General features: G+C 70.6%; 20 protein-coding genes. 11 read left to right on the forward strand and 9 right to left on the reverse strand.

All coding sequences use genetic code 11. The features are described from left to right. The 4 genes from traB to D7X32_RS12390 all read right to left on the reverse strand — a co-directional run. Positions 1–1,520: outer membrane exchange protein TraB (traB, locus tag D7X32_RS12375; protein ID WP_147450122.1), on the reverse strand; the 1,520-nt coding region annotated here is incomplete at its 3' end. Continuing rightward, entirely contained in the window at positions 1,517–3,688 is a 2,172-nt protein-coding gene (traA, locus tag D7X32_RS12380; protein ID WP_120602739.1) for an outer membrane exchange protein TraA, read from the reverse strand. The genes traA and traB, both read right to left, overlap by 4 nt. Before the next feature lie 93 nt (positions 3,689–3,781). After that, positions 3,782–4,846 (reverse strand): hypothetical protein, encoded by a 1,065-nt coding sequence (locus D7X32_RS12385; protein WP_120602740.1) that lies wholly within the window; start codon positions 4,844–4,846, stop codon positions 3,782–3,784. 87 nt (positions 4,847–4,933) lie between these two features. Beyond that, on the reverse strand, positions 4,934–6,679 hold the full coding sequence (locus D7X32_RS12390) for a GTPase (RefSeq protein ID WP_120602786.1): 1,746 nt from the start codon (positions 6,677–6,679) through the stop codon (positions 4,934–4,936). Positions 6,680–6,789: 110 nt separating this feature from the next. Here D7X32_RS12390 and D7X32_RS12395 point away from each other — a divergent pair, with 110 nt between their 5' ends. After that, positions 6,790–8,163: a thioredoxin family protein gene (locus tag D7X32_RS12395; RefSeq protein WP_120602741.1), complete on the forward strand. Its 1,374-nt coding sequence runs from the start codon at positions 6,790–6,792 to the stop codon at positions 8,161–8,163. A 176-nt stretch (positions 8,164–8,339) separates the two neighbouring features. Here the strand turns inward: D7X32_RS12395 and D7X32_RS12400 are convergent, their stop codons facing one another. Together D7X32_RS12400 and D7X32_RS12405 are read right to left on the reverse strand one after the other, a co-directional pair. Continuing rightward, the gene (locus D7X32_RS12400; protein WP_120602742.1) at positions 8,340–9,488 is read right to left on the reverse strand and encodes a metallophosphoesterase; all 1,149 of its coding nucleotides are present in this window, start codon (positions 9,486–9,488) and stop codon (positions 8,340–8,342) included. A gap of 41 nt (positions 9,489–9,529) precedes the next feature. After that, on the reverse strand, positions 9,530–10,657 hold the full coding sequence (locus D7X32_RS12405; protein ID WP_167506469.1) for a helix-turn-helix transcriptional regulator: 1,128 nt from the start codon (positions 10,655–10,657) through the stop codon (positions 9,530–9,532). A 389-nt stretch (positions 10,658–11,046) separates the two neighbouring features. Between D7X32_RS12405 and D7X32_RS12410 the strand changes: the two genes are divergently transcribed. The 5 genes from D7X32_RS12410 (at position 11,047) to D7X32_RS12430 (ending at position 18,870) form a co-directional block, all read left to right on the forward strand. Then, positions 11,047–12,222: an alanine racemase gene (locus D7X32_RS12410; RefSeq protein WP_120602744.1), complete on the forward strand. Its 1,176-nt coding sequence runs from the start codon at positions 11,047–11,049 to the stop codon at positions 12,220–12,222. 4 nt (positions 12,223–12,226) lie between these two features. After that, on the forward strand, positions 12,227–13,588 hold the full coding sequence (locus D7X32_RS12415; protein WP_120602745.1) for a D-arabinono-1,4-lactone oxidase: 1,362 nt from the start codon (positions 12,227–12,229) through the stop codon (positions 13,586–13,588). A 182-nt stretch (positions 13,589–13,770) separates the two neighbouring features. Beyond that, positions 13,771–14,754 (forward strand): hypothetical protein, encoded by a 984-nt coding sequence (locus D7X32_RS46685; protein WP_244238977.1) that lies wholly within the window; start codon positions 13,771–13,773, stop codon positions 14,752–14,754. Between the two features lie 128 nt (positions 14,755–14,882). Continuing rightward, positions 14,883–17,624 carry an Lnb N-terminal periplasmic domain-containing protein gene (locus D7X32_RS12425; protein WP_244238978.1) on the forward strand — a complete coding sequence of 914 codons (2,742 nt, stop codon included), beginning with the start codon at positions 14,883–14,885 and terminating at the stop codon, positions 17,622–17,624. A gap of 748 nt (positions 17,625–18,372) precedes the next feature. Next, positions 18,373–18,870, forward strand: coding sequence for a hypothetical protein (locus D7X32_RS12430; RefSeq protein WP_120602747.1), 498 nt, complete (start codon positions 18,373–18,375; stop codon positions 18,868–18,870). A gap of 9 nt (positions 18,871–18,879) precedes the next feature. On the opposite strand, the gene D7X32_RS12435 is transcribed toward D7X32_RS12430, so the two are convergent. Further along, positions 18,880–19,215 carry a PilZ domain-containing protein gene (locus tag D7X32_RS12435; protein ID WP_120602748.1) on the reverse strand — a complete coding sequence of 112 codons (336 nt, stop codon included), beginning with the start codon at positions 19,213–19,215 and terminating at the stop codon, positions 18,880–18,882. 126 nt (positions 19,216–19,341) lie between these two features. Here D7X32_RS12435 and D7X32_RS12440 point away from each other — a divergent pair, with 126 nt between their 5' ends. Further along, positions 19,342–19,863 carry a GreA/GreB family elongation factor gene (locus tag D7X32_RS12440; RefSeq protein ID WP_120602749.1) on the forward strand — a complete coding sequence of 174 codons (522 nt, stop codon included), beginning with the start codon at positions 19,342–19,344 and terminating at the stop codon, positions 19,861–19,863. A 7-nt stretch (positions 19,864–19,870) separates the two neighbouring features. Here D7X32_RS12440 and D7X32_RS12445 read toward each other — a convergent pair whose 3' ends face one another. Beyond that, positions 19,871–20,587: a class I SAM-dependent methyltransferase gene (locus tag D7X32_RS12445; protein ID WP_120602750.1), complete on the reverse strand. Its 717-nt coding sequence runs from the start codon at positions 20,585–20,587 to the stop codon at positions 19,871–19,873. 125 nt (positions 20,588–20,712) lie between these two features. Here D7X32_RS12445 and D7X32_RS12450 point away from each other — a divergent pair, with 125 nt between their 5' ends. The 4 genes from D7X32_RS12450 to D7X32_RS12465 all read left to right on the forward strand — a co-directional run bounded on the left by D7X32_RS12450 (position 20,713) and on the right by D7X32_RS12465 (position 23,691). Beyond that, positions 20,713–21,198 carry a hypothetical protein gene (locus tag D7X32_RS12450; protein ID WP_167506470.1) on the forward strand — a complete coding sequence of 162 codons (486 nt, stop codon included), beginning with the start codon at positions 20,713–20,715 and terminating at the stop codon, positions 21,196–21,198. Between the two features lie 157 nt (positions 21,199–21,355). Next, positions 21,356–22,081, forward strand: coding sequence for an SDR family oxidoreductase (locus D7X32_RS12455; protein ID WP_120602751.1), 726 nt, complete (start codon positions 21,356–21,358; stop codon positions 22,079–22,081). Next, positions 22,078–22,869, forward strand: coding sequence for a dihydroneopterin aldolase (locus tag D7X32_RS12460; protein WP_120602752.1), 792 nt, complete (start codon positions 22,078–22,080; stop codon positions 22,867–22,869). Before D7X32_RS12455 ends, D7X32_RS12460 begins: the two co-directional genes overlap by 4 nt. Positions 22,870–22,944: 75 nt before the next feature. Then, on the forward strand, positions 22,945–23,691 hold the full coding sequence (locus D7X32_RS12465) for a queuosine precursor transporter (RefSeq protein ID WP_120602753.1): 747 nt from the start codon (positions 22,945–22,947) through the stop codon (positions 23,689–23,691). Positions 23,692–23,765: 74 nt separating this feature from the next. Here the strand turns inward: D7X32_RS12465 and D7X32_RS12470 are convergent, their stop codons facing one another. Then, positions 23,766–24,098, reverse strand: a complete 333-nt coding sequence (locus tag D7X32_RS12470) for a hypothetical protein (protein WP_120602754.1) — start codon at positions 24,096–24,098, stop codon at positions 23,766–23,768. Positions 24,099–24,107: the final 9 nt, after the last annotated feature.

Genomic DNA, 24,107 nt, shown 5'->3' on the forward strand with positions numbered 1-24,107 from the left:
CTCGGCGGCTGGATGGTGAACTCGACGCGGCGGTTGAGGGCCATGCCTTCCTCCGTGGCGTTGTCGGCCACGGGCATGCTGCGCCCGAAGCCCTGCGAGCACACGCGCTCCGCGGCGACGCCGGTCTCGATGAGGAAGCGCTTCACGCTGGCGGCGCGGCGCTTGGACAGCTCCAGGTTGTACTGGTCGCTGGCGCGCGAGTCGGTGTGACCCTCGATGAGGATGCGGTCCATCTTCGGGTTCTCCTCCATCACCCGCGCGACCTCCTCCAGCACGGGATAGGACTCGGAGAGGATGACGTCCTGGTCGGTGGCGAAGTTCACCTGCTCCAGGATGACGATCTTGTTGCCCGACGTGCGCGCGAGCGGACAGCCGTCGCGGCCGCGCTTGCCCTGCGGGACGTCCGGGCACTTGTCGATGCGGTCCACCACTCCGTCGGAGTCCGCGTCGGTGTCCGGGCAGCCGCTGTTCTCCACCGGGCCCTCGAGGTTGGGGCAGCGGTCGCGCTCGCCGATGACGCCGTCGTTGTCGGGATCCACGGGCGGCGGAGGCGGCGGGGGCGGCTCCTTGAAGCGCTCGATGGCCTCCCATTCGCGAGTCTTGGCGGGCACCCAGATGATGGACGTGAAGAAGCTCAGGTTCGGCGACGCCAGCGAGCAGCCGCAGCCCAGGCCGCCGCCGAAGGTGAAGGTGACGCCCAGCGAGCTGTACCAGCGCAGGCCGATGAGCAGCTCCGCGGGAATCTGCCGCTCCTGGCCGGGAGCCTTCTTGAGGCCGAAGGCGCCGTTCACCATGCCGAGCGCGGTGATGCCGCTGCCGCGCAACAGGGGCACCTCCGTGCCCAGGCCGAACGGGGCCATGTCCCCCAGTTGCGTGCCGCTGAAGATGACGTCCGGCCGCTTCCAGAAGCCGCCGTTGAAGGCGAGGAGGATGCCGGACTCGAAGCGGTAGTCGAGCACCAGGCCTGGCGCCCAGGTGAGCTCGCCGTCACCCGCGAAGGCCTCCTGCACGCCGGTGGGGAAGCTGACGTTGAGCGTGAGCGCGGCGCCCCAGCCGTGGCCTTCCGCGGGGCGGCGCAGGCCTGGGATGGCCACCTTGCCCACGAGGCGCAGGTCGCCCAGGGCGAAGCTCTCCACGGGCCCTTCGGTGCCGATGACCTCCAGGTTCTGGCCGCCCTGCAGGAGCACGAGCGGCATGTCCACGCCGACCTCGGCCCAGTCGAAGAGGCCGACGGTGGCCATGACATCCAGCTGGAGCCGGTTGCCGACGAGGCTGATGGAGCCCAGGTCTCCGTCCTTGGGGACGAGGGAGAGCGGGTTGATGGAGTAGCTGAAGTAGGGCCCGGCGGAGACGGACAGGTGGGACAGGGGCCGGGACTGGGTGACCATCACCAGGTCCTGCGGCGCGCCGGACGGGCGGAAGACCTGGATGTTGAAGCGCGGATCCGGCGCGGCGTGGGCGGCGGTGGACAGCGCGAGGGCCAGCAGCAGCGGGAGGAGCGGCGTGCGGGAGGGCTTCATCGGACGCGGCGGGCGGAGCGCAGGAAGAGGAAGCCCAGGGCGAGGGTGACCAGCATGGCGGTGCTGCCGGTGGGGGTGTCCTCGGCGGTGGTGCCGCAGCAGAAGGCGCCGCCCTGGGGTTCGGTGCCGGGCTTGCGGCGGCCGCGTTCGCACTGCTGGGTTTCGGCGGAGCAGAACTCGACGCCCAGGCAGTCGCCGCTGTCGGCGCAGGTTTCGAGGCAGGTGCTGGTGGTGAGGTCGCAGGTGCCGCCGCAGGGGCAGTGGGCATCGGCGAAGCACTCGACGCACGCGGAGCCGTCGCACACGAGGCCCTCCGAGCACGTCACGGCGCAGGCGCCGGTGTTGGAGCAGGTGCGGGTGGCGGGGTCGCAGGTGCCGCTGCCGCAGTCGGAGTCGTTGACGCAGCCCACGCACACGCTGTTCTGCACGGTGCCATCGGAGAGGCAGAACGGCGTGTCCTCGCCGCAGGCGTCGCAGCGCGGGCCGCAGCGCTTGTCGGTGGTGCAGGAACTGCACTCACCGCTGAGGCAGAACTGGCCATCGCCGCATTCCAGGTCGTTGCGGCACTGAACGCAGACCTCGCCGTCGAGACAGTAGGGTCGTTCGCCGGGGCACTTGGAGCAGCCGGGGCCGCAGCGGTCGGACGTGTTGCACTCCGGGACGGCGTCGACGCAGGTGCCGTTCAGGGGGTCGCAGCGCTGGCCGTTGGAGCACTGGCTGTCGGTGGTGCACTCGACGCAGGAGGGAGGGGCCCCGGGGGTGGGCGCGGCGCACTGGGTGCCATTGGGGCAGCAGTTGCAGGAGTTGCCGGCGCAGGCGTCGTTGGTGTTGCAGGGCGTGCAGACGTGGTTGGAGCACGACTCGCCGCGGTCGCATTGGGTGTCTTCGTTGCACTCGACGCAGGAGTTCGCGGTGAGGTCGCAGACCTGGCTGTCGGGGCACTCCGCGTCGGAGGTGCACTGGACGCAGGTGAAGTTCGGCTCGTCGCAGACCTGTCCGGATCCGCAGTCGGAGTCGCGGACACAGCCCGTGCAAACGTTGGTGGCGGTGTCACAGCGGCCCGTGGCGCAGTCGCTGTTCTGGGTGCACGCGACGCAGGTGAACTGACCGTTGACCTGCGCGCAGATGGGCGCGGTCGGTCCGCATGGCGAGCACGTGTCGCCGCAAAGGAGGTTCGTGTCACAGGGCGCGCAGAGCGCAGCGGAGTTGCAGTAGTAGGACGGACCGCAACTGCCGTTGCCGGGCTGGTTCGCGAACTGGCGGTTGCACTGGACGCACTGGTCCAGGTTGTCCGGGAAGGACGGCCGGCCGGTTTCGGTCTGGAAGAACTGGGCGGGTTGAACCAGCGTGAACCCAGAAGAGTTGAGCGGGATGACCGGAGATTGGCCTGCTGGGCGGTCGAAGTCTGTGAATGCTCCGTCCAGAACCGAGAACTCCAGTGCGGAGTGTTCCACGATCTGCACGTAGAGCAGCTCCAGCGGATAGAGCCCGGACTGGTTGAACGTGACGGAGTTGGTGGTGCGCCGTGTCGGCGCCCCGATTTCCGGTGGGCGGATGATGACGTCGTAGCGCTTGCTGGCCTTGTCGAACAGAACGAAGCTGATGGCGTCGTCGGCGTAGAAGCCGAAGTGCAGGGCGCGCCCGACCATGGCCGGGGTGACATTCAGGTAACCGCGGAAGCGCGAGACGAAGCGCGTGCTTGAATCGTTGTAGTGGAAGGGGCAACCACCCTGGGAGCAGCCCGAGACCACGTTGATGAAATCTCCATAACTCAGGATTCGACCATCGTTCAGGTTGTTCGACAGGTCGAACGCGGAGCGCAGTACGGAGGTCATGCGGGTCCCGCTGTTCTCCTCCATGTATGCGTTCAGGCTTTCCGTGTAGAGCGACTGGCTCTGCGGAAACTCGTTCGCGGTGCGCGTCCACACGCTGGACGCCATGCAGAGCCCCGTGCCGATATCGTTGACCGGAGAGGGCACTGCCGGTGCCCCCGTCACCACCACGGCCGGCAGCTTCTGCGCCACGGCGGGCGCGCTCGCGAGGCACACAGCGAGCAGGGACAGCGCGGCATAGGCGCGGAGGGGGAGGGGAGCGGTGCGCAAGGCGCCGCGCAGCCTCCCAGATTTGGTTGACGTTCTCAACCTTCCGACCACGTCCCGAGTCCCCATGCACGAATGCGACCTCCAGGGTCCTCCACCCCTCGGAGCCGCAATCAATCCGGACAGCGTGCAAAACAGGAAACCGTCACCGTGCCGGAAGCGTCACACGCGACGGCAGGCAACATCCCCATCCTGCGAACGGATGAACGCCGCGGCCAGCTCGTTGCCCAGGGCCGCGCACAGCACCTCGTACGTCCGCCGCCGCGCCCCGCCGAAGAAGCCCGGCTGCCGGGTCAGCGTCTCCGGGTGACGCACGAAGACGTTGTACCCGAGGATGCATCCGTCCGCGCGCAGCACGGTGATGCCGTCGGTGGCCATCATGCCGCGCAGGAGCTGCGCGGTGGCCCGCACCGCCGACGCCGCACTGCCGTCCTGGGTCGTGTGGTGCCGGTCCAGCAGCGCCACCACGTCCATGGGCCGGGGCAACAGGATGCCGTCCACGAACAGCGCCGAACCCGCGCGCTCTCGCGGCAGCACCGCCACCAGCGTGCCGTGCGAGGACTGCATCACCTCGAACAGCACCCGCCGGAAGAAGCCGCGTGCGTACTCGCGGCTGGAGGGCAGGACCTGTTCGGTCACCGCGCTCGCCAGCGCATCCAGCACCACCGAGGGCGGCTCCAGGTCGATGCGCGCACCGGACAGGTATACGTGCCGGCACAACCCGCCGCTTCCGCGCAGCTCGATGATGTTGTCCGCGAGCTGCAACACCCCCACCACGTGCACGCCGCGATCCGGTGCGTGCCGCAGGCGCTCCAGCGGCGTCTCCGCCAGGGGGAACGGGTCGGTCCGGAAGATGCCGTAGGTGAGGCCCGCCGGCTCGCGCAGCAGGTAGAGCGCCCACCAGCGCCCCTGTCCCAGTGGCGCGCACTGCTTGAGCGCCCGCTGGATGGTGGCGCGGGTGCGCGGCCCCGAACCGAGCGGAATCGGGTCGTGCCCGCCCAGCAGCTCCATCATCGCGCCCAGGTCATCGCCCAGGAACGCGGTGGGGAACAGCAGCGCGCCCTCCTCGCGGTAGCGCGACAGCGTCACCAGCAACTCGCTGAGCGCGTCCGCCGTCTGCGGACACGTCATGTCCGCCTCGTCGAGGAACGCACTGACGGACTCGGTCAGCAGGTGACGGAACGAAAGGATGAGAGGTGAACCCGCCTCCGGGCCCGGACCGGTCATGGCGGATCCAGCATGACGCATCAATGGCGACGAGGCACGAAGTCTTGCCTCCATCCCGAAGGAGGCGGCCTGTCGGGAACCGGCCGCCTACTCCGCCGCTCGCCGCGCCGCCTCCAGGGTGGCCGCGGTGCGCAGCCAGCCCTCCGCCTGGGCGTCCAGGTGGGACAGGAGGTCCGCGAAGAAGCGCGTCTCCATCGCCTGCGCCAGCGTGGCCCCGTGCGCGTCCGCCCACTTGCGCGTCACCGTCGCGCGCACCTGGGCACCCAGGAGGTCCACGAAGCGCTCCAGGAGCGGCGTGGACAGGAGCGTCCCCGCCCACACCACCGCGTCATGGCCCAGGCCGCCGGTGGCCACCGTCACCACCGCCGCCGCCCCGGACGGCACCGAGTACACCAGCGTGGTGAGCGTCTGGAGCATCTCCTCGCGCATGCCGCCCTGCAGCTCGCTGCCCACCAGCTGACGGCAGAAGTCATACAGCGTCGCCCGGTCCGCCGCGTGCGCGTGCAGCGCGTCCAGGTCCAGCGGTGCATCCAGCCGGCCCAGCATCGCGGGCCCCAGGGCCTGCATCAGCTTCTCCCGCGTCTCCGCGTCCCCGCGCCAGGCGGCCACCTCCGGCGCGAAGGCATCCACCAGCCTGCGAAGCCCGTCCTTCAGCGATTCATCCACCGCCTGCGTGGGCAGGGCTTCATGGGGCTGGGGTCCGGTGAATGACTCGCGCACCTTGCGGCTCACGAACGTGAGCGCCGTGGCGAGCCCCCGGAACGGCAGGCGCACGAACCGGTGGAAGGTGCTGCGCGCATCCAGTTCGTCGCGGAACGCATCCACCAGCACGTCCGCGGGCACGGCCTTGAGCGCCGCCTGCGCGCCAATGCCTTGCAGGTCATGCCTCAGCCGCTGTCTCAGCCGCTCCGGCTCGCGAGCCGCACGGGTCGCAGCCCGCGCCACCGCGTCCAGCTCCGAGCGCGCATCCGACAGCGATGCCTCCAGCGCCCGTGCCTTCAACTCGCGCGCATGTTCCGCCTTTCCCAGCAGCGCGGCGAGCGGCGGCCGTCCATCCAGCGCCTCCGTGGCCAGCGGCTTCAGCCCCGCCTCCACGTCCGGCTGGTGCGGCGCCAGGTAGCGCGCGAGCGGCGGGTGGCCCACGTCCTGGGCCAGCTTGTCCAGGTGACCGCGCGCCACCTCCTCGCGCGTGGCCTCGTTGTAGATGAGCAGGTACGGCTTGCCGTGGCCCACCGCCGCACGCAGGAAGTCCACCAGCGCCGCGTTCTGGTACGTCTGGCGGCTCACCACGAACACCAGCACGTCCACCGTGACGAGCAGCGCTTCGGCCCGCTCGCGGTTGTCGCGGTACACGCTGTCGAAGTCCGGCGTGTCCATCACCAGCAGCCCGCGCGGCACCGCGTCCGACAGCACCAGGTACAGCCGGCCCGGCGGTCCCGGTTCGTCCACGGGCGCCACCGTGCCGTCGGCCACCGGGACGATGTCGTAGCGCTGGGTGAGCACGTCCTTCAGCGCGCCGGTCCACGTCTCCGGGTTCGCCGCGGCCAGGCACTGCTTGGTGAGTCCTCCCTCGGGGCGCGCGGGGGACAGGGACGCCTTCGCCAGCGCGTTGAAGAGCGTGGACTTGCCGACGTTGTTGGGCCCGGCGATGGCCACGAGGAGCAGCGGGGCGTCGTCGGCGCCGGAGGCCAGGCGGGGCAGCAGGTCGCGGCGCAGGCGTTCGGCCAGGCGGCGGGCCATGTCGGCGTCAGCGCCATCGGGGAAGCGCTCGGAGGCGGGCAGGGCGTCCAGGGCGGACGCGAGGGCGGTGCGCAGGGCGCGAGGGTCCTTCATGGGCATAGGGGCCACACGCAAGACATCACGCACGGCGCAGGGTGCCCAGACAAGTGTGCGCGCACTGTCCACCGGGGACACCCCTGGAGAGGCGCGCTAGGGTGCGCCGCATGCGCTCCCTCCTCGCCTGTCTGCTCCTGTCGGGGTCCATCGCCTGCACGGCCACGCACACCAACGCGCCCGCGCCCGCCGAGGCCCATTCCGAAGGCCCGCTGCCCTTCATCCCGGATGACTACGCCCGCGCGCTCGCGGACGCGAAGGCGAAGGGCGTGCCCCTGTTCGTCGACACCTGGGCGCCTTGGTGTCACACCTGCCGCTCCATGCGCGCGTACGTCTTCACGGACAAGGCGCTGGCGAAGCACGCGGACCGCTTCGTGTGGCTGGAGCTCAACACCGACCTGACCCAGAACGCGACGTTCCAGGAGAAGTACCCGGTGGAGTTCTGGCCCACCTTCTTCATCATCGACCCGCGCGAGGAGAAGGCCTTGCTGCGCTTCGCCGGCAGCGCGACGGTGCCGCAGCTGGAGCGCCTCTTTGAAGACGGCGAGCGTGCCTACCAGGGCGGTGCCACCGGCGCGGACGCGCTGCTCGCCCGCGGCGATGCCCTCTACGGGGAGCGCAAGCCCGCGGAGGCCGCCGAGGCCCTGTCGCTCGCGCTCGCCGAAGCCCCCGCCGGCTGGTCCCGCCGGGGCCGCGCGCTGGAGTCGCTGCTGATGGCGCAGTACGGAGCGAAGCAGTACGTGCCCTGCGCGCAGAAGGCGGTGGCGGAGCTGCCCAGGGTGCCGCGCTCGCTCAACCTGGCCAACGGCGTCCTCAACGGCCTCACCTGTGCGCTGGCCATTCCCGAAGGCACCCCCGAGGCCGCGGACCTGCGCCACACGTTGGAGGCGAAGGCGCGCGAGGTGCTCGCTCCGCCCGCCATCGACATGGAGGCGGATGACCGCTCCGGCCTGTACGAGGTGCTGGTGGAGGCGCGCAAGCAGGACAAGGACACGGCGGGCGCGAAGCAGGTGGCCCAGGAGTGGCTGACGTTCCTGGAGGGCGAGGCCGCGAAGGCGCCCAACCCCGAGGCTCGCACGGTGTTCGACTCGCACCGCATGCTCGCGGCGATGACGCTGGAGCAGCCGCAGCGGGCCATCCCCGCGCTGGAGCAGAGCGAGAAGGACCTGCCGCAGGACTACAACCCGCCCGCGCGGCTCGCGACGCTGTACCGGCTGTCGGGCCGGCTCGACGACGCGCTCGCCGCGAACGACCGGGCGCTGGCGCGGGTGCAGGGCGCGCGGCGGTTGTCCGTCCTCTCCGGCCGCGCGGACATCCAGGTCGCGCGCAAGGACACGGCGGGCGCGGTGAAGACGCTGGAGGAGGCGCTGACCTTCGCGAAGACGCTGCCCGCCGCGCAGGTGTCTCCGCGTCAGGTGGAGGCGCTGGAAAAGAAGCTCGCAGGGCTCAAGACCCCGGCCGCCGTTCCGGGTGCGGCGCCGTAACACAGGCCTCCGTGTCGTCCACCCTCGCGTGCGCCCCTCATGAGGCACACGCGAGGAGATGCCGCTATCGAACAGCCTCCACCTTCGCGCGTGCTGGAGAGAAGGCGCGGCACCGCGTGTGTCATCGCTGCGCGCGAGCAGGAGCGCTCACCCTGCGGAAGCGGCGCGCGAACCCATCACGGAACCAACGGCACCGCGCGACGCGCATCCAGGTCGAACAGCTCGAAGTCCTCCGCGCGGCCTTCGCGCATGGCGCCGTCGGTGAAGACCATCACGCCTTCACCCGGGCCCGTCGTGGGTGGCGGACCGTGCGCGTAGTCCACTCGCGTCCCGTCCGTCACCAGATGTCGCAGCACCCCGTCGCGCGCGGGACCCGGTGACACCAATTCACGCACCCGCTTGTCTCGCGTGTGGCCCACCACCTGGCTCAGACTCAGCGGCAGCCGCCGGGGATCGAACCTGCGCCGGGGTGTCCCCCGCACGCGCTCCGCATCCTCGGCCGCGAGGCTGGGCCGCTGGTAGAAGATGCCCAGTCCCTCGCCATCCTTCGCATTGCCCGGATGGTGCAGCCCCGGCAGCACGAGCGGCCCGCCCTTCCAAGCGTCCACCGCCCGGTCCATCACACCGTTGAGCGCCTCCGCCACCGCGCGCGCATCCGCCCACCGCTCAGGCTCGAGCCCCACGAGCTGAAGGTCCTCACGAGTCACGCCCGCGTGCAGCACCAGCAGCGAATCCCCGGCCGCATGCGCCACGCGGAACCTCCGTGCACGCAGCAGGTGCTCCACCCACGTGCGCTGCTCATCGGTCCACGTGCTGAAGTCGCGCGCCGCCAGCTCCGCGGTCGGCAACCCGGGCCAGCGCTGGAGGAAGGCCCGCTCCGCCGCCGCGTCGGTGGCATCTGCCGCGTAGACCCGGTCCGCATCCACCTGCGCGGCGCGGAAGGTCGCATCGGTGAAGTCCGCCAGCTCCCCCACGCGTCCCAGGTCGTGGTTGCCCAGGAGCATCACCGCTTGATCCGCCGGATGGGACGCGAGCCACGCCACCAGCCGGAGCGCACTCCGGGCCACGCGCTCCCGGTCGGCCGCCGGGCCCCAGTCGAAGTAGTCACCCACGGACACCAGGCACACGTCCGGCCGCAGCCCTCCGTCCCCGTCCAGCAGCCCGTGCAGCGAGAGGATGGACAACACCCGGTCGAAGTCCGCCTGCGGGTCTCCCATCGCCACGTGCAGCGTGCGGCGCTGGCCATCCGCCGCGATCGCATGCGGCCCCTTCGCCACCGCCGCGTCGGCGCGAGCCAACGCCTTCCTCAAGAGCGCCTCGTCCATCCTTCCATCCTAGTCATGCCCGGGCGGTGCCCACCGGCGCATCAGGACTGGAAGAAGCGCGAGATGAGCGCGGACCGGCTCTCCACCTGCGCCTTGTTCAGCAGGTGCGTGACGTGCACCTCCACCGTGCGCTCCGCGCAGCCCAGGTGCAGGGCGATGGCCTTGTTCGTCTCTCCCTGCACCACGTGCTCCAGCACCTGCGCCTCGCGAGCGGTGAGCCCCCAGCGCTGGGTCAGCACCGGCAGGCGCGACGTCGGCTCCATCGGCGGTCCGGGGTCCAGCACCAGGTAGTGGTCCGGCAGCCCCTGCGTGCGCAGCGGACCGGAGGAGAACAGCGGCCCCGTGCCCGGCGGGCTCCGCAGACACTCACGCACCTGCGCCGCCAACGACTGGGAGTCCTGGTCCCACCGCGCCTGTCCCGCCTTGTTCGCGTGCATCACCCGGCCGCTGAAGGTGACGACCCACGCGGGCCGCCCCAGCACCTCCAGCGCCGCACCCAGGGCCGGACCCAACAGACCCGCCTCGCGCAGCCGCCGGTCCATGGCCATCCGCCGCTGGATGGCGGGCGTCAGCGCCTGGAGCAGCCGCTGCTCCCGCTCCGTGAAGGGCTCGGCCCGGAAGGCGCCCACCCAACCCAGCATCATGTCGCCTTCGCACACCAGCACCCGCATCTGTGCCAGGTGCTCCAATCCCAGTTGCCGGTACAGATTGGAGACGGACCCGGCCAGCTGTGTCCGCGCGTGCTCCCACTCCACTTCGGTCAATCCCAGCCGTTCCCAAAGCGGCCCCTCGCCTTCGCCGGTGATGGGCAGGGCCCGCAGGGGCTCCGTCATGCCCAGTGGCGAGAAGCGCATCGCCCGGTTGCGCTGGGCCAGCGGCGGCCGCGCGGGATCGAAATAGCCGAAGCGGCTCCCCGCCGGCGGCAGGGAGGCGTCGAAGGCCTCCGCCAGGACCGAGGACGGCTGGGGGAAACCCACGCCGTGCACGAAGGCCGTGTGATAGCGGTCCGGGCCTACATCCACGCCGTAGGCTGCCGCCCGCTCCGCGCGCAGGGCACCGCGGAGCGTGGTGAGGACCGTCGGCAGGGCCTCGGAGCCGGGCTCCAACCCCTCCAGCAGGCCCTCCATCTCCTGCAACAGGCGTTGGTCCTCGGAAATCAAATCAATCACGATTTGCTTACTATATCCGCTGGGGCCAATTGGAAGACTTGTGAGGTCGGGAGTGGAATCAGTGCTTCTTCCGCCTGTCCAGGTGGGAAGTGATTCCCAGCCCCCCGAGTCGTTTAGGACTCGCGTGATTTCCTCAATAGAAATGACTTTCGGCTGACGGCACCATGGCTTTCCGTGCCCTTCCGGGGGGGTGGGCCGACCCAGGAGTCGAAGAATCCGTGTGTGCGCGCGCCGGGCGTTCCCCCAGGAATGTCCGGCGCGCTGCCCCTTTTCTGACTCCTCCCGCCCGCCTGTCCACCACCCCACGCGCCCGGTGCCATCCAACACCCGAACGTGACGGAGCGCGGCGATGATGACCGCTCCCATCGACCGCGCCCGGAGGCCCTGACATGCCGCGTGACTACGCCTGGTACGCCCGGGCCCTGGAGGGGCGGCGGTTGCCGCTGGCCTTCGCGGACGTGGACCTCCTGGACGAGAACGCGGCGGCGTTGCTGCGGCGCGCCGGGGGCATGCCGGTGCGGATAGCCACCAAGTCGGTGCGGTGCGTCGCATTGCTGCGGCGCGTGCTCGACAAGCATCCCGGCTTCCAGGGCCTCATGTGCTTCAGCGCCGACGAGGCCGTGCGCCTGCGCGAGCGCGGCTTTACCGACCTGCTCATGGGCTACCCCGTCGTGGATGCCGAGGCACTGGCGGAGCTGTGCCGGCCACCAGCGCCCGTGACGCTGATGGTGGACTCGGCCGAGCACGTGGCGCTCGCCGCCCGGGCGGCCCGGCGGCAGGGGACACGTGCGCCACTGTGCCTGGACGTGGACCTGTCCGTGGACCTGCCGGGCCTGCGCTTCGGTGTGCACCGCTCGCCGGTGCGCTCGCCGGAGGACGCGCTGGCGGTGGCCCGGAGCATCGCGGCGGACGGGGATGCCGTCTTCCTCGCGGGCGTCATGGGCTACGAGGCGCAGCTCGCGGGCGTGCCCGACGCCGCTCCGCACGCGGGGCCCAAGAACGTGGTCATCCGCGCGCTCAAGCGGGGCTCGGTGGGCCGGGTGCACGCGCGCAGGCAGGCGGTGGTGGCCGCGCTGAAGGACGCGGGCTTCGCACCGCGCTTCGTGAACGGAGGAGGCACCGGCAGCCTGGAGTCCACGCGCGAGGACTCGAGCGTCACCGAGCTCACCGCGGGCAGTGGCCTGTACTCGCCCGCGCTCTTCGACGGCTATCGCGGCTTCCACCACCAGCCCGCCGTGGCGTTCGCCATCCCCGTCACGCGGCGTCCAGGGCCGGGCCTCTTCACGTTGCAGGGCGGAGGCTATGTGGCCTCCGGCTCGGCGGGCGTGGACAAGCTGCCCGTGCCCTACCTGCCCGAGGGCGCGAAGCTGCTCCCGCTGGAAGGCGCGGGCGAGGTGCAGACGCCCATCGCATACACGGGCCCGGTGCCGCTGCCCCTGGGCGCACCGGTGTTCTTCCGGCACGCGAAGGCGGGCGAGGTGTGCGAGCACTTCCGCACGCTGCTGCTCATCTCCGATGGCCGCGTCGTGGAGGAAGTTCCGACCTACCGGGGTGATTGGGGGTGACGGCATGACGACCGATGCGGCGAAGGTGAAGACGTGGCGCAACTGGTCCGGCGCGGTGGTGGCCCATCCGTCCGGCTTCCTCCAACCGGATTCCGTGGACGCGCTGAAGGCCGCGCTCCGCGACGCCAGTGCCCAGGCGCGGACCGTGCGCGTGGTGGGCAGCGGCCACTCGTTCCCGCCGCTGTGCGCGACGGACGAGACGATGGTGTCGCTCGAAGCGCTGCGGGGCCTGGAGTCCGTGGACGAGCGCACGCGCGAGGCCGTGGTGTGGGCGGGCACGAGCCTGCGCGAGCTGGGGACGCTGCTCGCGTCGCACGGGCTCGCGATGGAGAACCTGGGCGACATCAACAAGCAGTCGCTGGGCGGCGCGCTGGGCACGGGCACGCACGGGACGGGCGTGGGGCTGGGCATCCTCTCCACGCAGGCAGCGGCGATGACGCTCGTCACGGCGGGCGGGGACGAGGTGTCGTGCTCGGAGGACGCGTCTCCAGAACTGCTCCAGGCCGCGCGTGTGTCATTGGGCGCGCTGGGCGTGGTGACGCGGGTGCGGCTGCGGCTCCTGCCCGCGTACCGGCTGCGGCTGACGCGGCGGAACCTGGGGCTGGAGGAATGCCTCGCGGGGTTGGATGAGGCGAGGGCGCGCCACCGGCACTACGAGTTCTTCTGGTTCCCGCACTCCGACCGGGTGATGACGAAGGCGATGGACCTCACGGACGAGACCCCGCACGGGGTGGGCGTGGGGCGCTGGCTCAACGAGATGGTGATGGAGAACGCGGTCTTCGGCGCGGTGAGCCGCGCGTGCCGGATGCGGCCCGCGTGGTGCGCGCCAGTGAGCCGGCTGTCCGCGAAGCTGGCGTCGGAGGGAGTGCTGGCGGGACAGAGCCACACGCTGTTCGCCACGCCGCGCCTCGTGCGCTTCCAGGAGATGGAATACGCCGTGCCGGTGGAGCGGGGGCCGGACTGCCTGCGTGAGCTGTCTGAATACATCACGCGCGAGCAATTGCCCGTGCACTTCCCGGTGGAGTACCGCTTCGTGCGCGGCGACGACGTGTTCCTCAGCCCGGCGCACGGCGGGGACCGCGCCTTCATCGCGGTGCATCAATACCGGGGCATGCCGCTGGAGCCCTACTTCTCGGGCGCGGAGGCCATCTTCCGCAACCACGGCGGCCGGCCGCACTGGGGCAAGCTGCATACGCAGACGGCGGCGACGCTGAAACACCTGTATCCCCGCTGGGACGACTTCCAGCGCGTGCGCGAGCAACTGGACCCGGAGGGACGTTTCCTCAATCCCTATCTGAAACGTCTCTTCCTGGAGGAGCGGGTCAGCCACCCTCGGAGTGAACCCGGCAGCGCACGGCTCGCGTAGCCAAGGCCGCGGTGGAGGCGGGGGGCGCGAAGTCCGCGACGCACCCCGGGGCTGTATTTTCGCGCCGTGTCGCGTCAGACGATCCACCAACCTCTCGATAATGCACAATCCAGGGCCCGGCATGCGGTTGGCTAGGGCACTGGCTGGCGCCAGGCCCGGTGGCGCCCTTTCGAGGGGGATGGATGCGGACGAAGTCTTCGTGGAAGCGCGTGGTGACGGCGTCGATGTTGGTGCTCGCCGTGGGTTGTCGCACGCCCTCCGCGGGTCTGCGGGCCGCGGATGCCTCGGACTCGGGCAACTCTTCGGAGTCGGGCGCCTCCAGCCAGGGCGACTCCAGCCAGTCCGACTCGGGCAACTCCAGCCAGGGAGACTCCAGCCAGGGCGATTCCAGCAAGTCGGACTCGGGCAACTCCAGCGGTGGGGACTCGAGCCAGTCGGGCTCCAACGGCTCCAGCGACGAGGGCTCCAGCGAGTCGGGCTCGGGTGAATCCAGCGACTCGGACTCGGGCAACTCCAGCCAGGGGGATTCGAGCAAGTCGGACTCGGGCAACTCCTCCGGCTCCAGTGACCACAGCTCGGAAGAGGGCTCCAGCCACTCCGGTTCCAGCGAACACAGCTCCGAGTCCAGCGAGCACAGCAACGCGGGCACCAGCGAGTCGAACCAGGTGGATCAGGGCGACGACTCGCGCACGCGCAGCGAGAGCAGCAATGGCCGGGAGAATCAGCTCCTGTCGACGGCCACGGTGGCGCTGACGGTGATGGGCCTGGGCATCGTCATCTGGCAGTCGTACGAGCGGTCAGCGCGGCGCAAGGGCAAGCGGCCCTCGCCGAAGGAGGTGGGGCACGTGGCCCAGGTGTACCTGCGGGCCCGTACGCACCAGCTGCGAGAGGACCTGGCGCTGGGCGCGGGCCCGACGGTGGACGACCTGGCGCAGGCGGCGCGCATCCGCCGCGAGAACCTGGATGTCTTCGGCAAGCTTTTGCGGACGCACCGCAAGGAGCTGTTGATGATGGCGGAGGCGAAGACGCTGACGCCCGAGCGGGCCCGCGCATGGCTGGAGCGCGTGGGAGCGCTGGCGCGCACCGAGCCGCGGCTCGAAGAGGACCGGCAGGCCTTCCTCCTGGAGCAGGAAGGAGCGACCCAAGCGGCCGAGGCCCTCCAGTGAGGCCTCGAATAGCGCGGATGGGATGGCTCACGGTGCTGCTGTGGGCCGTGAGTGCGCAGGGACAGGACACCTCGTCCGAAGAACCCCTGGGCCACCTCGCGGTGCCTGCGTTCTTGAACGAGGCGTCCATGGAAACCGTCCTGGCCTCGCGGGTCGCGGCACTGGAGGCCACGGCGGGCATCGTCCTGCGCGGCGCCGCGGCGCGGGATGCCGCACTGGTCTCGGACGTGGAAGCGGGGCTCGCCGCCCTGCCTCCCGCGATGCGCCGTTCGCCCGGAGGCCGGTTGGAGTTCGTGCTCCACGCGGAGCCCGCGCCCCTGGGGCTGGGTGACGGCACGCAGGCCCGTCCCGACTGGTCGGAGCAGCGCGAGCAGTTCCACCTCTACCGCTACGCCCCCTCCGAGGAACGCCGCGCCACGCTGCGCCTGTCACGGCTCACCGACACGGAGGCCGAACACCTGTGGCGCCGCCGCGCCGTGGTGCATGCCGTGATGCAGCGCTGGGACGACGCGCGCGGCTGGAGCAAGCGTCCCCAGTGGCGCAGGCTGGACGGATGGCTGCTCCCCTTCGAGCGCCCCCTCACGTGGAAGGAGTCCGCGAGCATCACCTACGCGGGCGCCTTCAGCCGCGCCCGGGGCCAGGTCAGCGCGTCACTGGACCTCGTCACGTTCGCGGAGGAGCTGTTCGTCCCCGTGGAGTCCCTGCGCCCGGACGCCTTGCCCGAGGATGATCAGGTGCGCTGTCAGGAGCTGTCCAAGACGCGCGCCGTATCGGAGTTCCTCACGGAAGCGCGCCTGGGCACCTTGCCCGCGAAGGGTGACTGCCCGGCCTTCGACGCCTGGGCGGAAGCCGACGCGCTCTCCCACCTGGAGGTCCTGCTCGTCGCGGCCACGGGCCGGCAGCCTCAGTCCCTCTTCGGGCACCTCCTCCTGCGCCCGGTCTGGCGCGAAGGCGCCACGGTGCAGGGCCCCGGCTTCGAGCGGGTCGTGCAACTGGTGGCCCTCACCGGCATGGAGGAGAAGGGCCTGAACTATTTGATGAAGGGAATGACGGGCGGCTACAGCACCGTCTTCCTCACGGGCACCCTGGGTGACGTCACCCATGAATCGCTGGAACTGGAGCAGCGCACCATCCGCCGCTTCCGGCTGAACCTCACGCCCGGCGAATCCCAGCGCATGCTGGAGCGCATCTGGGAACTCGAGCGCCGCGGCTACCTGGGCTACTACTTCTTCACCGACAACTGCGCCGCCGCGCTCCTCTTCCTCCTCAATGGCTCGCTGGAGAACGGCCGTCACGTGAGCGCTCCCGGCATGCTGTGGGTCCTGCCCACCGCCACGCTGGACACCCTGGCGAAGACGAACGTCGTGGACGCGAACGGGCGCACGGTGCCGCTCCTGGAGCACCTCCCGGACGCCTTTGAATCCACGGGAGACCGCGCCCGCCGCGCGCTCGTCGAACAGGAGCGGCTGCTCACGAAGCTGGCCTCACTGCTTCCGCCCAACGCTCTCGCGCCCCTGCACCACGTGCACGGCCGCCTCCAGTCTCCCGAACCCGACGTGCGCCGGAAGGCCTACGGACACCTGCCGCACGCCGTGACGACGGCACTCGCTGCCGCGCCGCCCACCGCGCGCGCTGAAGCCCGCGATGCCCTGCACGCCTACGTGGCGCACGCGGTGCGCGTGGAGCGCGCGGCCGTGGATCAATCCGAAGCGGAGAAGCTCGCCATCGAACGCGAGCGCCTCATCTCCCTTGACCTGAAGGGAGAGGGCGGCGCCGCCCAGGGCGTCAATGAGAGGCAGCGCCTCTTCGAGCAGGAGGACGCCATGCAGCGGAAGCTCGCGGTGCTCGACCGCACGGCCCTGCTCCAGCAGGCCCTGGACACCGCCACCAAGCGCCTGCCCACGCCGGACGAACTCAAGACCCTGGTCCGCGCCGAGCACACCGAAGCCGCCTTCGCCGCCGCCACCGAAGCGCAGGGCGCGCTCAACGACGGACCGCTCGCGGACGTGGATCCGCGCGCCTTCCTCTCGCGAGACCACCAACAGAAGATGGAAGCGGAGGCCACCTGGGCCCGGGGCGCGCTGCGCGAATCCGGTGCGGCCCGCACGGTGGTGAGCGGCGGTGTGGACTTCCCGGAAGTGGGCGCCGCGCGGCCCGTGGTGAGCCTGCGCACCTCCGCGATGAACGAGGCCCTGGGCGACGCGCGCCTGCACGGCTTCCAGTCCAGCAGCGAGCTGCGCGTGTTGGACGGAGAGCTGTCGGTCGAGCCTCGCTGGGGCGTGCCGCGCATCCTCGGTTCGCGCCTGACGCTGGTGGGCTACCGCACGCTGATGCCCGAACTGCCCCAGCAGCAACGGACGTTCTCCGACTCGCTGGGCTGGGGCGCCGAGGCGAAGATGTCCACGGACATCGACCGCCCGTTGCCCTACCGCGCGACGGTGGAGGCGGAGGCGCTGGGCGTGGTGGCGGCCTCGGAGCGCTTCGACACCTTCCTGGCGGTGGGGTTGGGCGCCCAGGCCACGATGGCCTGGAACCAAGGGGAGACGGTCCCCACGGTGGGGCCCCGTCTGTCATTGGCCCATCGGCTGGGCCTGCCCGGTCCGGGCAACAGCGCGCTGCGATTGGAGGCCACGTACGTGCCGGCGTGGCGCACGGGCATCACGCCGGGCTTCACGCACGAGGCGGACGCGACGCTCCAGGTGGAGTGGTACCTGGGGCGCATCGCCCGCTGGAGCGTGCTGCTCACTCCCCGCGCACAGGTCCACTGGGAGGGGACACTTGCGTCGTGGGCAGGTCCTGGGAGAAGTCTCGCGAGCCTTCCGGAAGGACTGGCGCGACATCGCCTTGCGCTAGGAGTGGAGCTCCGCTGACGCGCGGCGAGAGGACGATGGGCAGCTCACCGCTGAACATCGGGCGGCTGGCCGCTCCGCAGAGGGCTCCGATGAACAGGCCGATGACGTGCAGCATCGTCCAGTTCGTCCAGCCCAGGCCGTAGAAGACGCGCACGGAGCCCACGCTGAAGACGTTGAAGGCCACGTAGAACGCGACGGGCACCACCACCGAGGCGACGAGCGCGGCGGCCATCGCCCGGCGGGGACGTCCCGCGTGGAAGCCGCCGAACGCGCCGGCCAGCAAGCCGTTGAACAACGGGATGAAGAACGTGACGGCGCTGATGAGCACCATCGTCAACACGCTCACGTCGAACCGGTTGTGCTTCCAGACGACGCTGCTCTCCTCCACGCGCATGTCGGGCGGGTTCTCCGCGTAGTCGACCCGCTTGCTCTCCAGCGGGGAGCGGCGGCTCGGACGCGCGGCGCGTTTGGATTTCTCCGGATAGGTCTCATCCATGGCGCATTGGCCTCCGTGCGGGCGGGGGAAGGACGGTGCCCGGACCCTTTGGAGATGGTGCTGGAAGCGGGCGGGTGGAAGGGCTGACGGCTCCACCGGTCCTCGAGGAGGAGGGCGCACGCCCTGCCTGCCCGCCGGGAATTTCCGCGACCCGGTGTGGGAGCGGATGCCGTACGCGGGGGCCGTAACGCATCGGAGACTTGGCGTCCGGTCGTTGGCGGCTATGCTGCCGCGCCTCCGCCGTACCGCTTCCCAGCCTGGATGGATTCCATGAGCCTTCGCCGCAACCTGCTGACCGTCGCCGTCCTCTCTTCCGCGCTGCTGTCCGGCTGCGCGCTGCGCCCGCGCTACAACGACGTCGTGCAGGCGAACGGCGCCTCCGCGCTCCAGGAGAACCAGCTCGTGGTGCTGCGCGTGACGGACGCCGCGACGGGCAAGCCGGTGAAGGGCGCCAAGGTGTTGGGCGGCGAGTACCGCAACCACCTGAACGCCGTCAGCGACGAGAACGGCGAGGTCTCCCTCAAGCTCGACCCGGGGCTGGTGAAGGAGAACCCGCTGGTGGAGGTCGTGCTGCCCAAGGGAGTGAGCGGCTACAAGCTCCAGGTGTTGCCCTCCGGTGAGGCCCCCGCGCCCGAAGGCGCCCCCATCACCACCCCGGCCCAGCCGTCCCAGGAGCCGTCCACCACGCCCGCGACGCCCGCGACGCCCGCGACGCCCGGTGCTCCGTCGGAGACCGCGGTACCGGCGAACCCCAGCACGGCCAGGTAGTTCCGGCCGTCAGGTGAACCAGCGGATCAGGCGCCTGCCCTGCAAGCGCCTGAACGCCCCCAGCCGCCGCTGGAAGTCCCCGCCGATGGTGACGAAGCGCACGCCACAGCGTCCCCGCGTGCGCTCCCCGGCGGAGCGGCGGGCCCACATGACCTGGGCCTGGAAGGGGACCTCCTCGTCCCCCAGCAGCAACGCGCCCTCCAGGAGATCGCCCGCCTTCATCGGCTGGAGCATCTCCGCGCAGAAGCCGCCCTCCGACACATCTCGCGTGTAGAGCGGCAGCATGCCGCGCAGACGGACGGCCAGGCGATGCTCGAAGCGAGGCATGGCTCGGGGGAGGTGCATGGTCGGGATTCTGACGGATTCCGTCCAAGCAGTAAAATTGCACCAATGGAAAGCGGGCGGGCGGGCAGACCCGGCGTGCAAATCCCGGGAAACGTTGAGAAATCTCCTGGGAGGAGGGAGCGGCCCATGTCGAAGGCATTCACCAAGGAAGACGGAGGCGGCGACGAGGGGCTCACCCCCGCGCGCCCACGGTCGGCGTCGGCGGAGCAGCGCTACATCACCCCGGAGGGCTACCGCGCGCTCCAGGAGGAGCTGCTGGAGGTGCAGGGGCCTGCACCCCGGGACTGGCCGGAGCTGGAAGCGGGCGTGCGCAAGCGCGAGCGGGAACGCCGGGCGCGTGAGCTCACCGCCATCCTGGAGGACGTGCGCGTGGTGGAGCCGGATCCGTTGCAGGCGGGCCGCGTCTTCTTCGGTGCGTGGGTGGTGCTGGAGGACGAGGACGGCGCGCGCATGCGCTATCGCATCGTCGGCCCGGATGAGGCGGACGTGAAGGCAGGGCGGCTGAGCGTGGAGTCCCCGCTGGCGCGCGCGCTCCTGGGCAAGGAGGCCGGCGAGTCCGTGCTGGTGGAGCGGCCCCGCGGCCCGGTGGAGTACGAAATCCTCGCGGTGGAGTACGCGGAGTCCGAAGGCGCGACGGCCGCGCCCTAATGCTTCTTCAGCGCTTCGTGGCGATGACGGTGACGAGCCGGCCGAAGGGCTCCGGCATGTCGCCCTCGCGCACCTCCACGTCGAACCCCGCCGCCTCCAGCAGGACGCGGGCGCGGGGCACGAGGAACGTCAGGTAGTACATGACGAACGGCGGCTTCCAGAGCGCGTTGCGCACGCGCATGGCGGCGTTGAAGCCCTTCGCCACCCAGTAGCCGGGGTTCAGCGCGGACGGCGGCCGGGCGGTGACGAAGACGAAACGGCCTCGCGGCTTCAGCGCCCGCGCGATGCCCGCGACGAGACGCGGCTCGTCCTCCTCCAGGATGTGCCCGAAGGCGCCGAAGCTGGTGACCAGGTCGAACGCCGCGTCGAAGGGCAGCGCCAACGCGTCCCCCCTCACGAAGTCGAGCGCCGCGATGCCCGGCGCATCCGCGAGCCTTTTCCGCGCTTCATCCAGCATGCCCTGGCTCAGGTCGAACCCGGCGACGCGCTCGCGGCACAGCGGGCGCAGCACGCGCATCGCGGCGCCGGTGCCGCAGCACACGTCCAGCGCGCTTCCCACGCTGCCGGGCGATCCCACGTGCGCGAGCGCGGCCTTGAGCACCGGATCCGGCGTGCGGAACGGCGTGTGGTCGAACTTGGGGGCGAGCAGGTCGTAGCCGTGCTCGACGGAGGTGAGGGCCTGCCGTGCAAGCTCGCGGAAGGTGGGGCCGTCGCGGTGGAACATGGGAAGAGGTGTACCCACATCCCCCCGGCCCCGCCACGGGGGTTCGAGGAGACCCGACCGGATTTGAATGTTCCGGCGGGGGCCCCGTCAGTCAGGACAAGCAACTCGGACGGAGGATGGAAGACATGGCTTTCAAGCTCGGACTCGCGACCCTGACCTTCGGTGCACTGCTGCTCGGTTCCTCCACGTCGTTCGCGGCGGACTGGCGCGGCCCGACTCAGGCGGATGCGCGCTGGGGCGGCCAGGAGCAGCACCGCGGTGGCTGGGAAGCGCCGCGGGACCAGGCGTTCCGCTACGTCGATGACGACGCGAAGACGCGCCGCTTCATGGGCTGCCGCGGCCCGAACTGCAACTACGGCCCCATGCCGCGCCCGGTGGACTCGCGCGGCCGCTACGAGCTGCAGACGGTGGAGCGCTGGGTGCCGGAGCGCTACGAGCAGGTCTGGGTCCCCGAGCAGTGCGTGTCCCGTGGCCGCCGCGGCCGCCACGTGCGCTGCACGCCGGGCTACTACGACCAGCGCTATGTGCCGGGCGGCTACCAGGCGGTGACGGAGTGGGTCTGGGTGCCGCACGCCGGGCGCCGCTGGCAGACGGTGGTCTACTACCCGTAGCGAGGATTCGGAGGATTCGAGGGACGGACGACGCAAGGGGAAGCAGGGGACGCGGGGCGGTGCCTGGAGAGGGGTCTCCAGGTGCCGCCCCGCGGTGTTTGGTGGGTGAAGGCGCCGGGTGCCTTTCGGGGGCGGGCCTGTTAGGCAGGGCCCGCATATGGGGACCGCATTCATCACGGGCGCGGGCGTGCGCATTGGAAGCGCGGTGGCTCGCGCGCTCGGCCGCGCCGGCTACGACCTGGCGCTTCACGCGAACCGCTCCATGGAACCGCTGGAGGCGCTGGCGGACGAACTGCGCGCGCTGGGCCGGAACGTCACGCTGTACAGCGGCGACCTCTCCGACACGGAGGCCGTGGACGCGCTGGGCGCTCGGGTCCAGAAGGCGCACCCCGCGCTGGACGTGGTCGTCCACAACGCGGGGCTCTACGAACGCGTGGACTTCGCCTCCGTGACGCGCGAGCAGTACCGCCGCATGCTCGCCGTGAACGTGGACGCGCCCTTCTTCCTCACGCAGGCCCTGTTGCCGTCGCTGCGCGCGGGCAGGGACCCGCTGGTGGTGCACCTCACCGACATCGGTGGGGAGCGGGCGGTGAGCCACTACGCGCACTACTCGGTGAGCAAGGCGGGGCTCGTGATGCTGACGCGAGCGTTGGCGGTGGAGCTGGCGCCGCACGTGCGAGTCAACGCCATCTCCCCGGGCGTGGTGGCCTTCCCGGAGCACTACGACGAAGCCGCGCGCCAGGACGTGCTCCAGCGCGTGCCCATGGGCCGCGAGGGCAGCGTGGAGGACGTGGCGCGCACGGTGGTGTTCCTCGCGCGCGAGGCGCCGTATCTCACCGGACAGGTCATCGCCCTGGACGGCGGAAGGAGCGCGCAGCTGTGAGCCATGAACCGGTGTGGATCCACCCCCTGGTGACCGACGCGCAGGGCCGCCCGCTGGACGTGATGGAGCTGCGCGGGCTCACGGTGGATGTCATCGTGGGCCTCTACAACCGCGAGCGTGTGACGCCTCAGCCGCTGCGCCTGGACGTGGCGCTCTTCCTGGACGCGCGGCAGGCGGCGGTGGGCGGGAGGCTGGCGAACACGGTGCATTACGGACGGCTGGCTGGAGAGCTGCGCTTCCTCCTGGATGCGTGCCGCTTCGAGCTGTTGGAGTCCGCGGCGGAGGCGGTGTGCCGCTACCTGCTGGCGCCGCCCACGGATGCCGCGCCGCACGCGCATCTGCACGCGGCCACGGTGCGGGTCACCAAGCCGGAGGCGCTGACAGGGTGGGCCATCCCGTCGCTCCAGGTGCATCGGACTTCGGAGGAGATGGTGTACCGGACGGAGGCGAAGCCCTTCGGCCACGTGGACGTCATCCACGAGGGCGCCACCTACGGCGTGTACCGGCTGCGGGTGGATCCGGGCGGAAGCATTCCGCCGCGTGTGGACGGGCACACGGAGGGCATGGAGCTGGTGATGGGCGCGGGGTTGCTGATGCAGGGGCAGCCGGTGGGGCGGGGGATGGCGTTCCACGGACCGGGCGTCTTCGGGCACGGCTACGGCAACCCAACGGCGACCGAGCAGACGGTACTGGGCGTGTACCGGCCGCGCCTGGTGCTGTCTGAAGGGAGCGCCCCCGGGGCCAGCGCGCCGGTGGGGCCGGGCACGCTGTACTACCTGCCCGAGTAGACCCCGGGCGGCCAAGCGACGAGGGCGGAGGGTGTGCTAGCTCTAGGGGCGCCTCGCTCTTGAAGGACGCAACGGATGACCCTGGACCGGCGGATTCAGCTTTTCTTGGTGCTCGCGGGGCTGTTCATCACCTCGCTGGTGGTGGGCGACATCATCGGGGTGAAGCTGTTCGAGGTTCACCTGGGGCCCATCCCGGCGGTGATGTCGGTGGGGATGTTGCCGTTCCCGGTGACGTTCCTGCTGACGGACATCCTCAACGAGTTCTACGGCAAGAAGGTCGCGCGGTTCGTGACGTGGGTGGGCTTCTTCATGGCCATCTTCACGTTCGTGATCATCGCGCTGGCGGGCCAGATTCCGTGGGCGCCGATGACGGAGGCGAAGGGCTACAGCGGGACGGTGGCGTCGTCGTTCAACAACGTGTTTGGCGGCTCGCAGCGCATCCTGATGGCGTCGATGGTGGCGTACCTGGTGGCCCAGTTCCTGGACATCGCGGTCTTCAACCTGCTCAAGCGCGCGACGAACAACCGGATGTTGTGGCTGCGGGCCACGGGCTCCACGGTGGTGTCGCAGCTCATCGACACGGTGGTGGTGCAGTTCATCGCCTGGACGGGCGTGCTGCCGCGGGAGGTCATCTTCCGGATCATCTTCACCTCGTACGCGGTGAAGTTGCTGGTGGCCATTGGCCTGACGCCGCTCGTCTACCTGGGGCACGCGCTGGTGGAGCGCAAGCTGGGCATCGCCCCGGTGGTGCTGGGAGAGAACGGTGAGCCGGTGAACCTCGAGTCCACCAAGACCGAGCCCCCATCCGCCGCCGTGGCCTGAGCGCGAGATCGCCTGAATGAAAAGAGGGGCAGGGCTCGAAGCAGAGCCCGGCCCCCCATGGCGTCAGCCGTTTCCTACGGAACTGCGCACTGGTTGTAGTTGCTCACGCAGGTGCCAGTGTTCAGGCAGCAGATCTGCGTCGCGGTGCAATACGTGGTGTTGGACATCTCGCCCGTGGCAGGGTCCATCTTCCCGCAGGCACGGCCACCCGGCGGCGTGGGCCGGCACGCCGAGTTGATGCAGCTCTGACCGGACGGACAGCCGCTGTTGTCCTGGCAGTACAGCAGGTCCTGCTCGACGGAAGCCATGTCCGGCGCGGCGCTCTCCTCCACGCCGCCACAGCCCGCGAGCGCGCCGAAGCCCAGCGCCGCGAACATCACCAGTCCACGCAGCTTGTTCATGCTCATCCCGATTGT

Origin of the sequence: Corallococcus carmarthensis, from assembly GCF_003611695.1 — a bacterium.
GTDB classification, from domain to species: Bacteria; Myxococcota; Myxococcia; order Myxococcales; family Myxococcaceae; genus Corallococcus; species Corallococcus carmarthensis.

Bases quoted from the DNA above. Each gene is read 5' to 3' on its own strand.
- traA (WP_120602739.1), bottom strand. From the start codon at position 3,688: ATGGGGACTCGGGACGTGGTCGGAAGGTTGAGAACGTCAACCAAATCT.
- D7X32_RS12385 (WP_120602740.1), bottom strand. From the start codon at position 4,846: ATGACCGGTCCGGGCCCGGAGGCGGGTTCACCTCTCATCCTTTCGTTC.
- D7X32_RS12390 (WP_120602786.1), bottom strand. From the start codon at position 6,679: ATGAAGGACCCTCGCGCCCTGCGCACCGCCCTCGCGTCCGCCCTGGAC.
- D7X32_RS12395 (WP_120602741.1), top strand. From the start codon at position 6,790: ATGCGCTCCCTCCTCGCCTGTCTGCTCCTGTCGGGGTCCATCGCCTGC.
- D7X32_RS12400 (WP_120602742.1), bottom strand. From the start codon at position 9,488: ATGGACGAGGCGCTCTTGAGGAAGGCGTTGGCTCGCGCCGACGCGGCG.
- D7X32_RS12410 (WP_120602744.1), top strand. From the start codon at position 11,047: ATGCCGCGTGACTACGCCTGGTACGCCCGGGCCCTGGAGGGGCGGCGG.
- D7X32_RS12415 (WP_120602745.1), top strand. From the start codon at position 12,227: ATGACGACCGATGCGGCGAAGGTGAAGACGTGGCGCAACTGGTCCGGC.
- D7X32_RS46685 (WP_244238977.1), top strand. From the start codon at position 13,771: ATGCGGACGAAGTCTTCGTGGAAGCGCGTGGTGACGGCGTCGATGTTG.
- D7X32_RS12425 (WP_244238978.1), top strand. From the start codon at position 14,883: ATGGAAACCGTCCTGGCCTCGCGGGTCGCGGCACTGGAGGCCACGGCG.
- D7X32_RS12430 (WP_120602747.1), top strand. From the start codon at position 18,373: ATGAGCCTTCGCCGCAACCTGCTGACCGTCGCCGTCCTCTCTTCCGCG.
- D7X32_RS12435 (WP_120602748.1), bottom strand. From the start codon at position 19,215: ATGCACCTCCCCCGAGCCATGCCTCGCTTCGAGCATCGCCTGGCCGTC.
- D7X32_RS12440 (WP_120602749.1), top strand. From the start codon at position 19,342: ATGTCGAAGGCATTCACCAAGGAAGACGGAGGCGGCGACGAGGGGCTC.
- D7X32_RS12445 (WP_120602750.1), bottom strand. From the start codon at position 20,587: ATGTTCCACCGCGACGGCCCCACCTTCCGCGAGCTTGCACGGCAGGCC.
- D7X32_RS12450 (WP_167506470.1), top strand. From the start codon at position 20,713: ATGGCTTTCAAGCTCGGACTCGCGACCCTGACCTTCGGTGCACTGCTG.
- D7X32_RS12455 (WP_120602751.1), top strand. From the start codon at position 21,356: ATGGGGACCGCATTCATCACGGGCGCGGGCGTGCGCATTGGAAGCGCG.
- D7X32_RS12465 (WP_120602753.1), top strand. From the start codon at position 22,945: ATGACCCTGGACCGGCGGATTCAGCTTTTCTTGGTGCTCGCGGGGCTG.
- D7X32_RS12470 (WP_120602754.1), bottom strand. From the start codon at position 24,098: ATGAGCATGAACAAGCTGCGTGGACTGGTGATGTTCGCGGCGCTGGGC.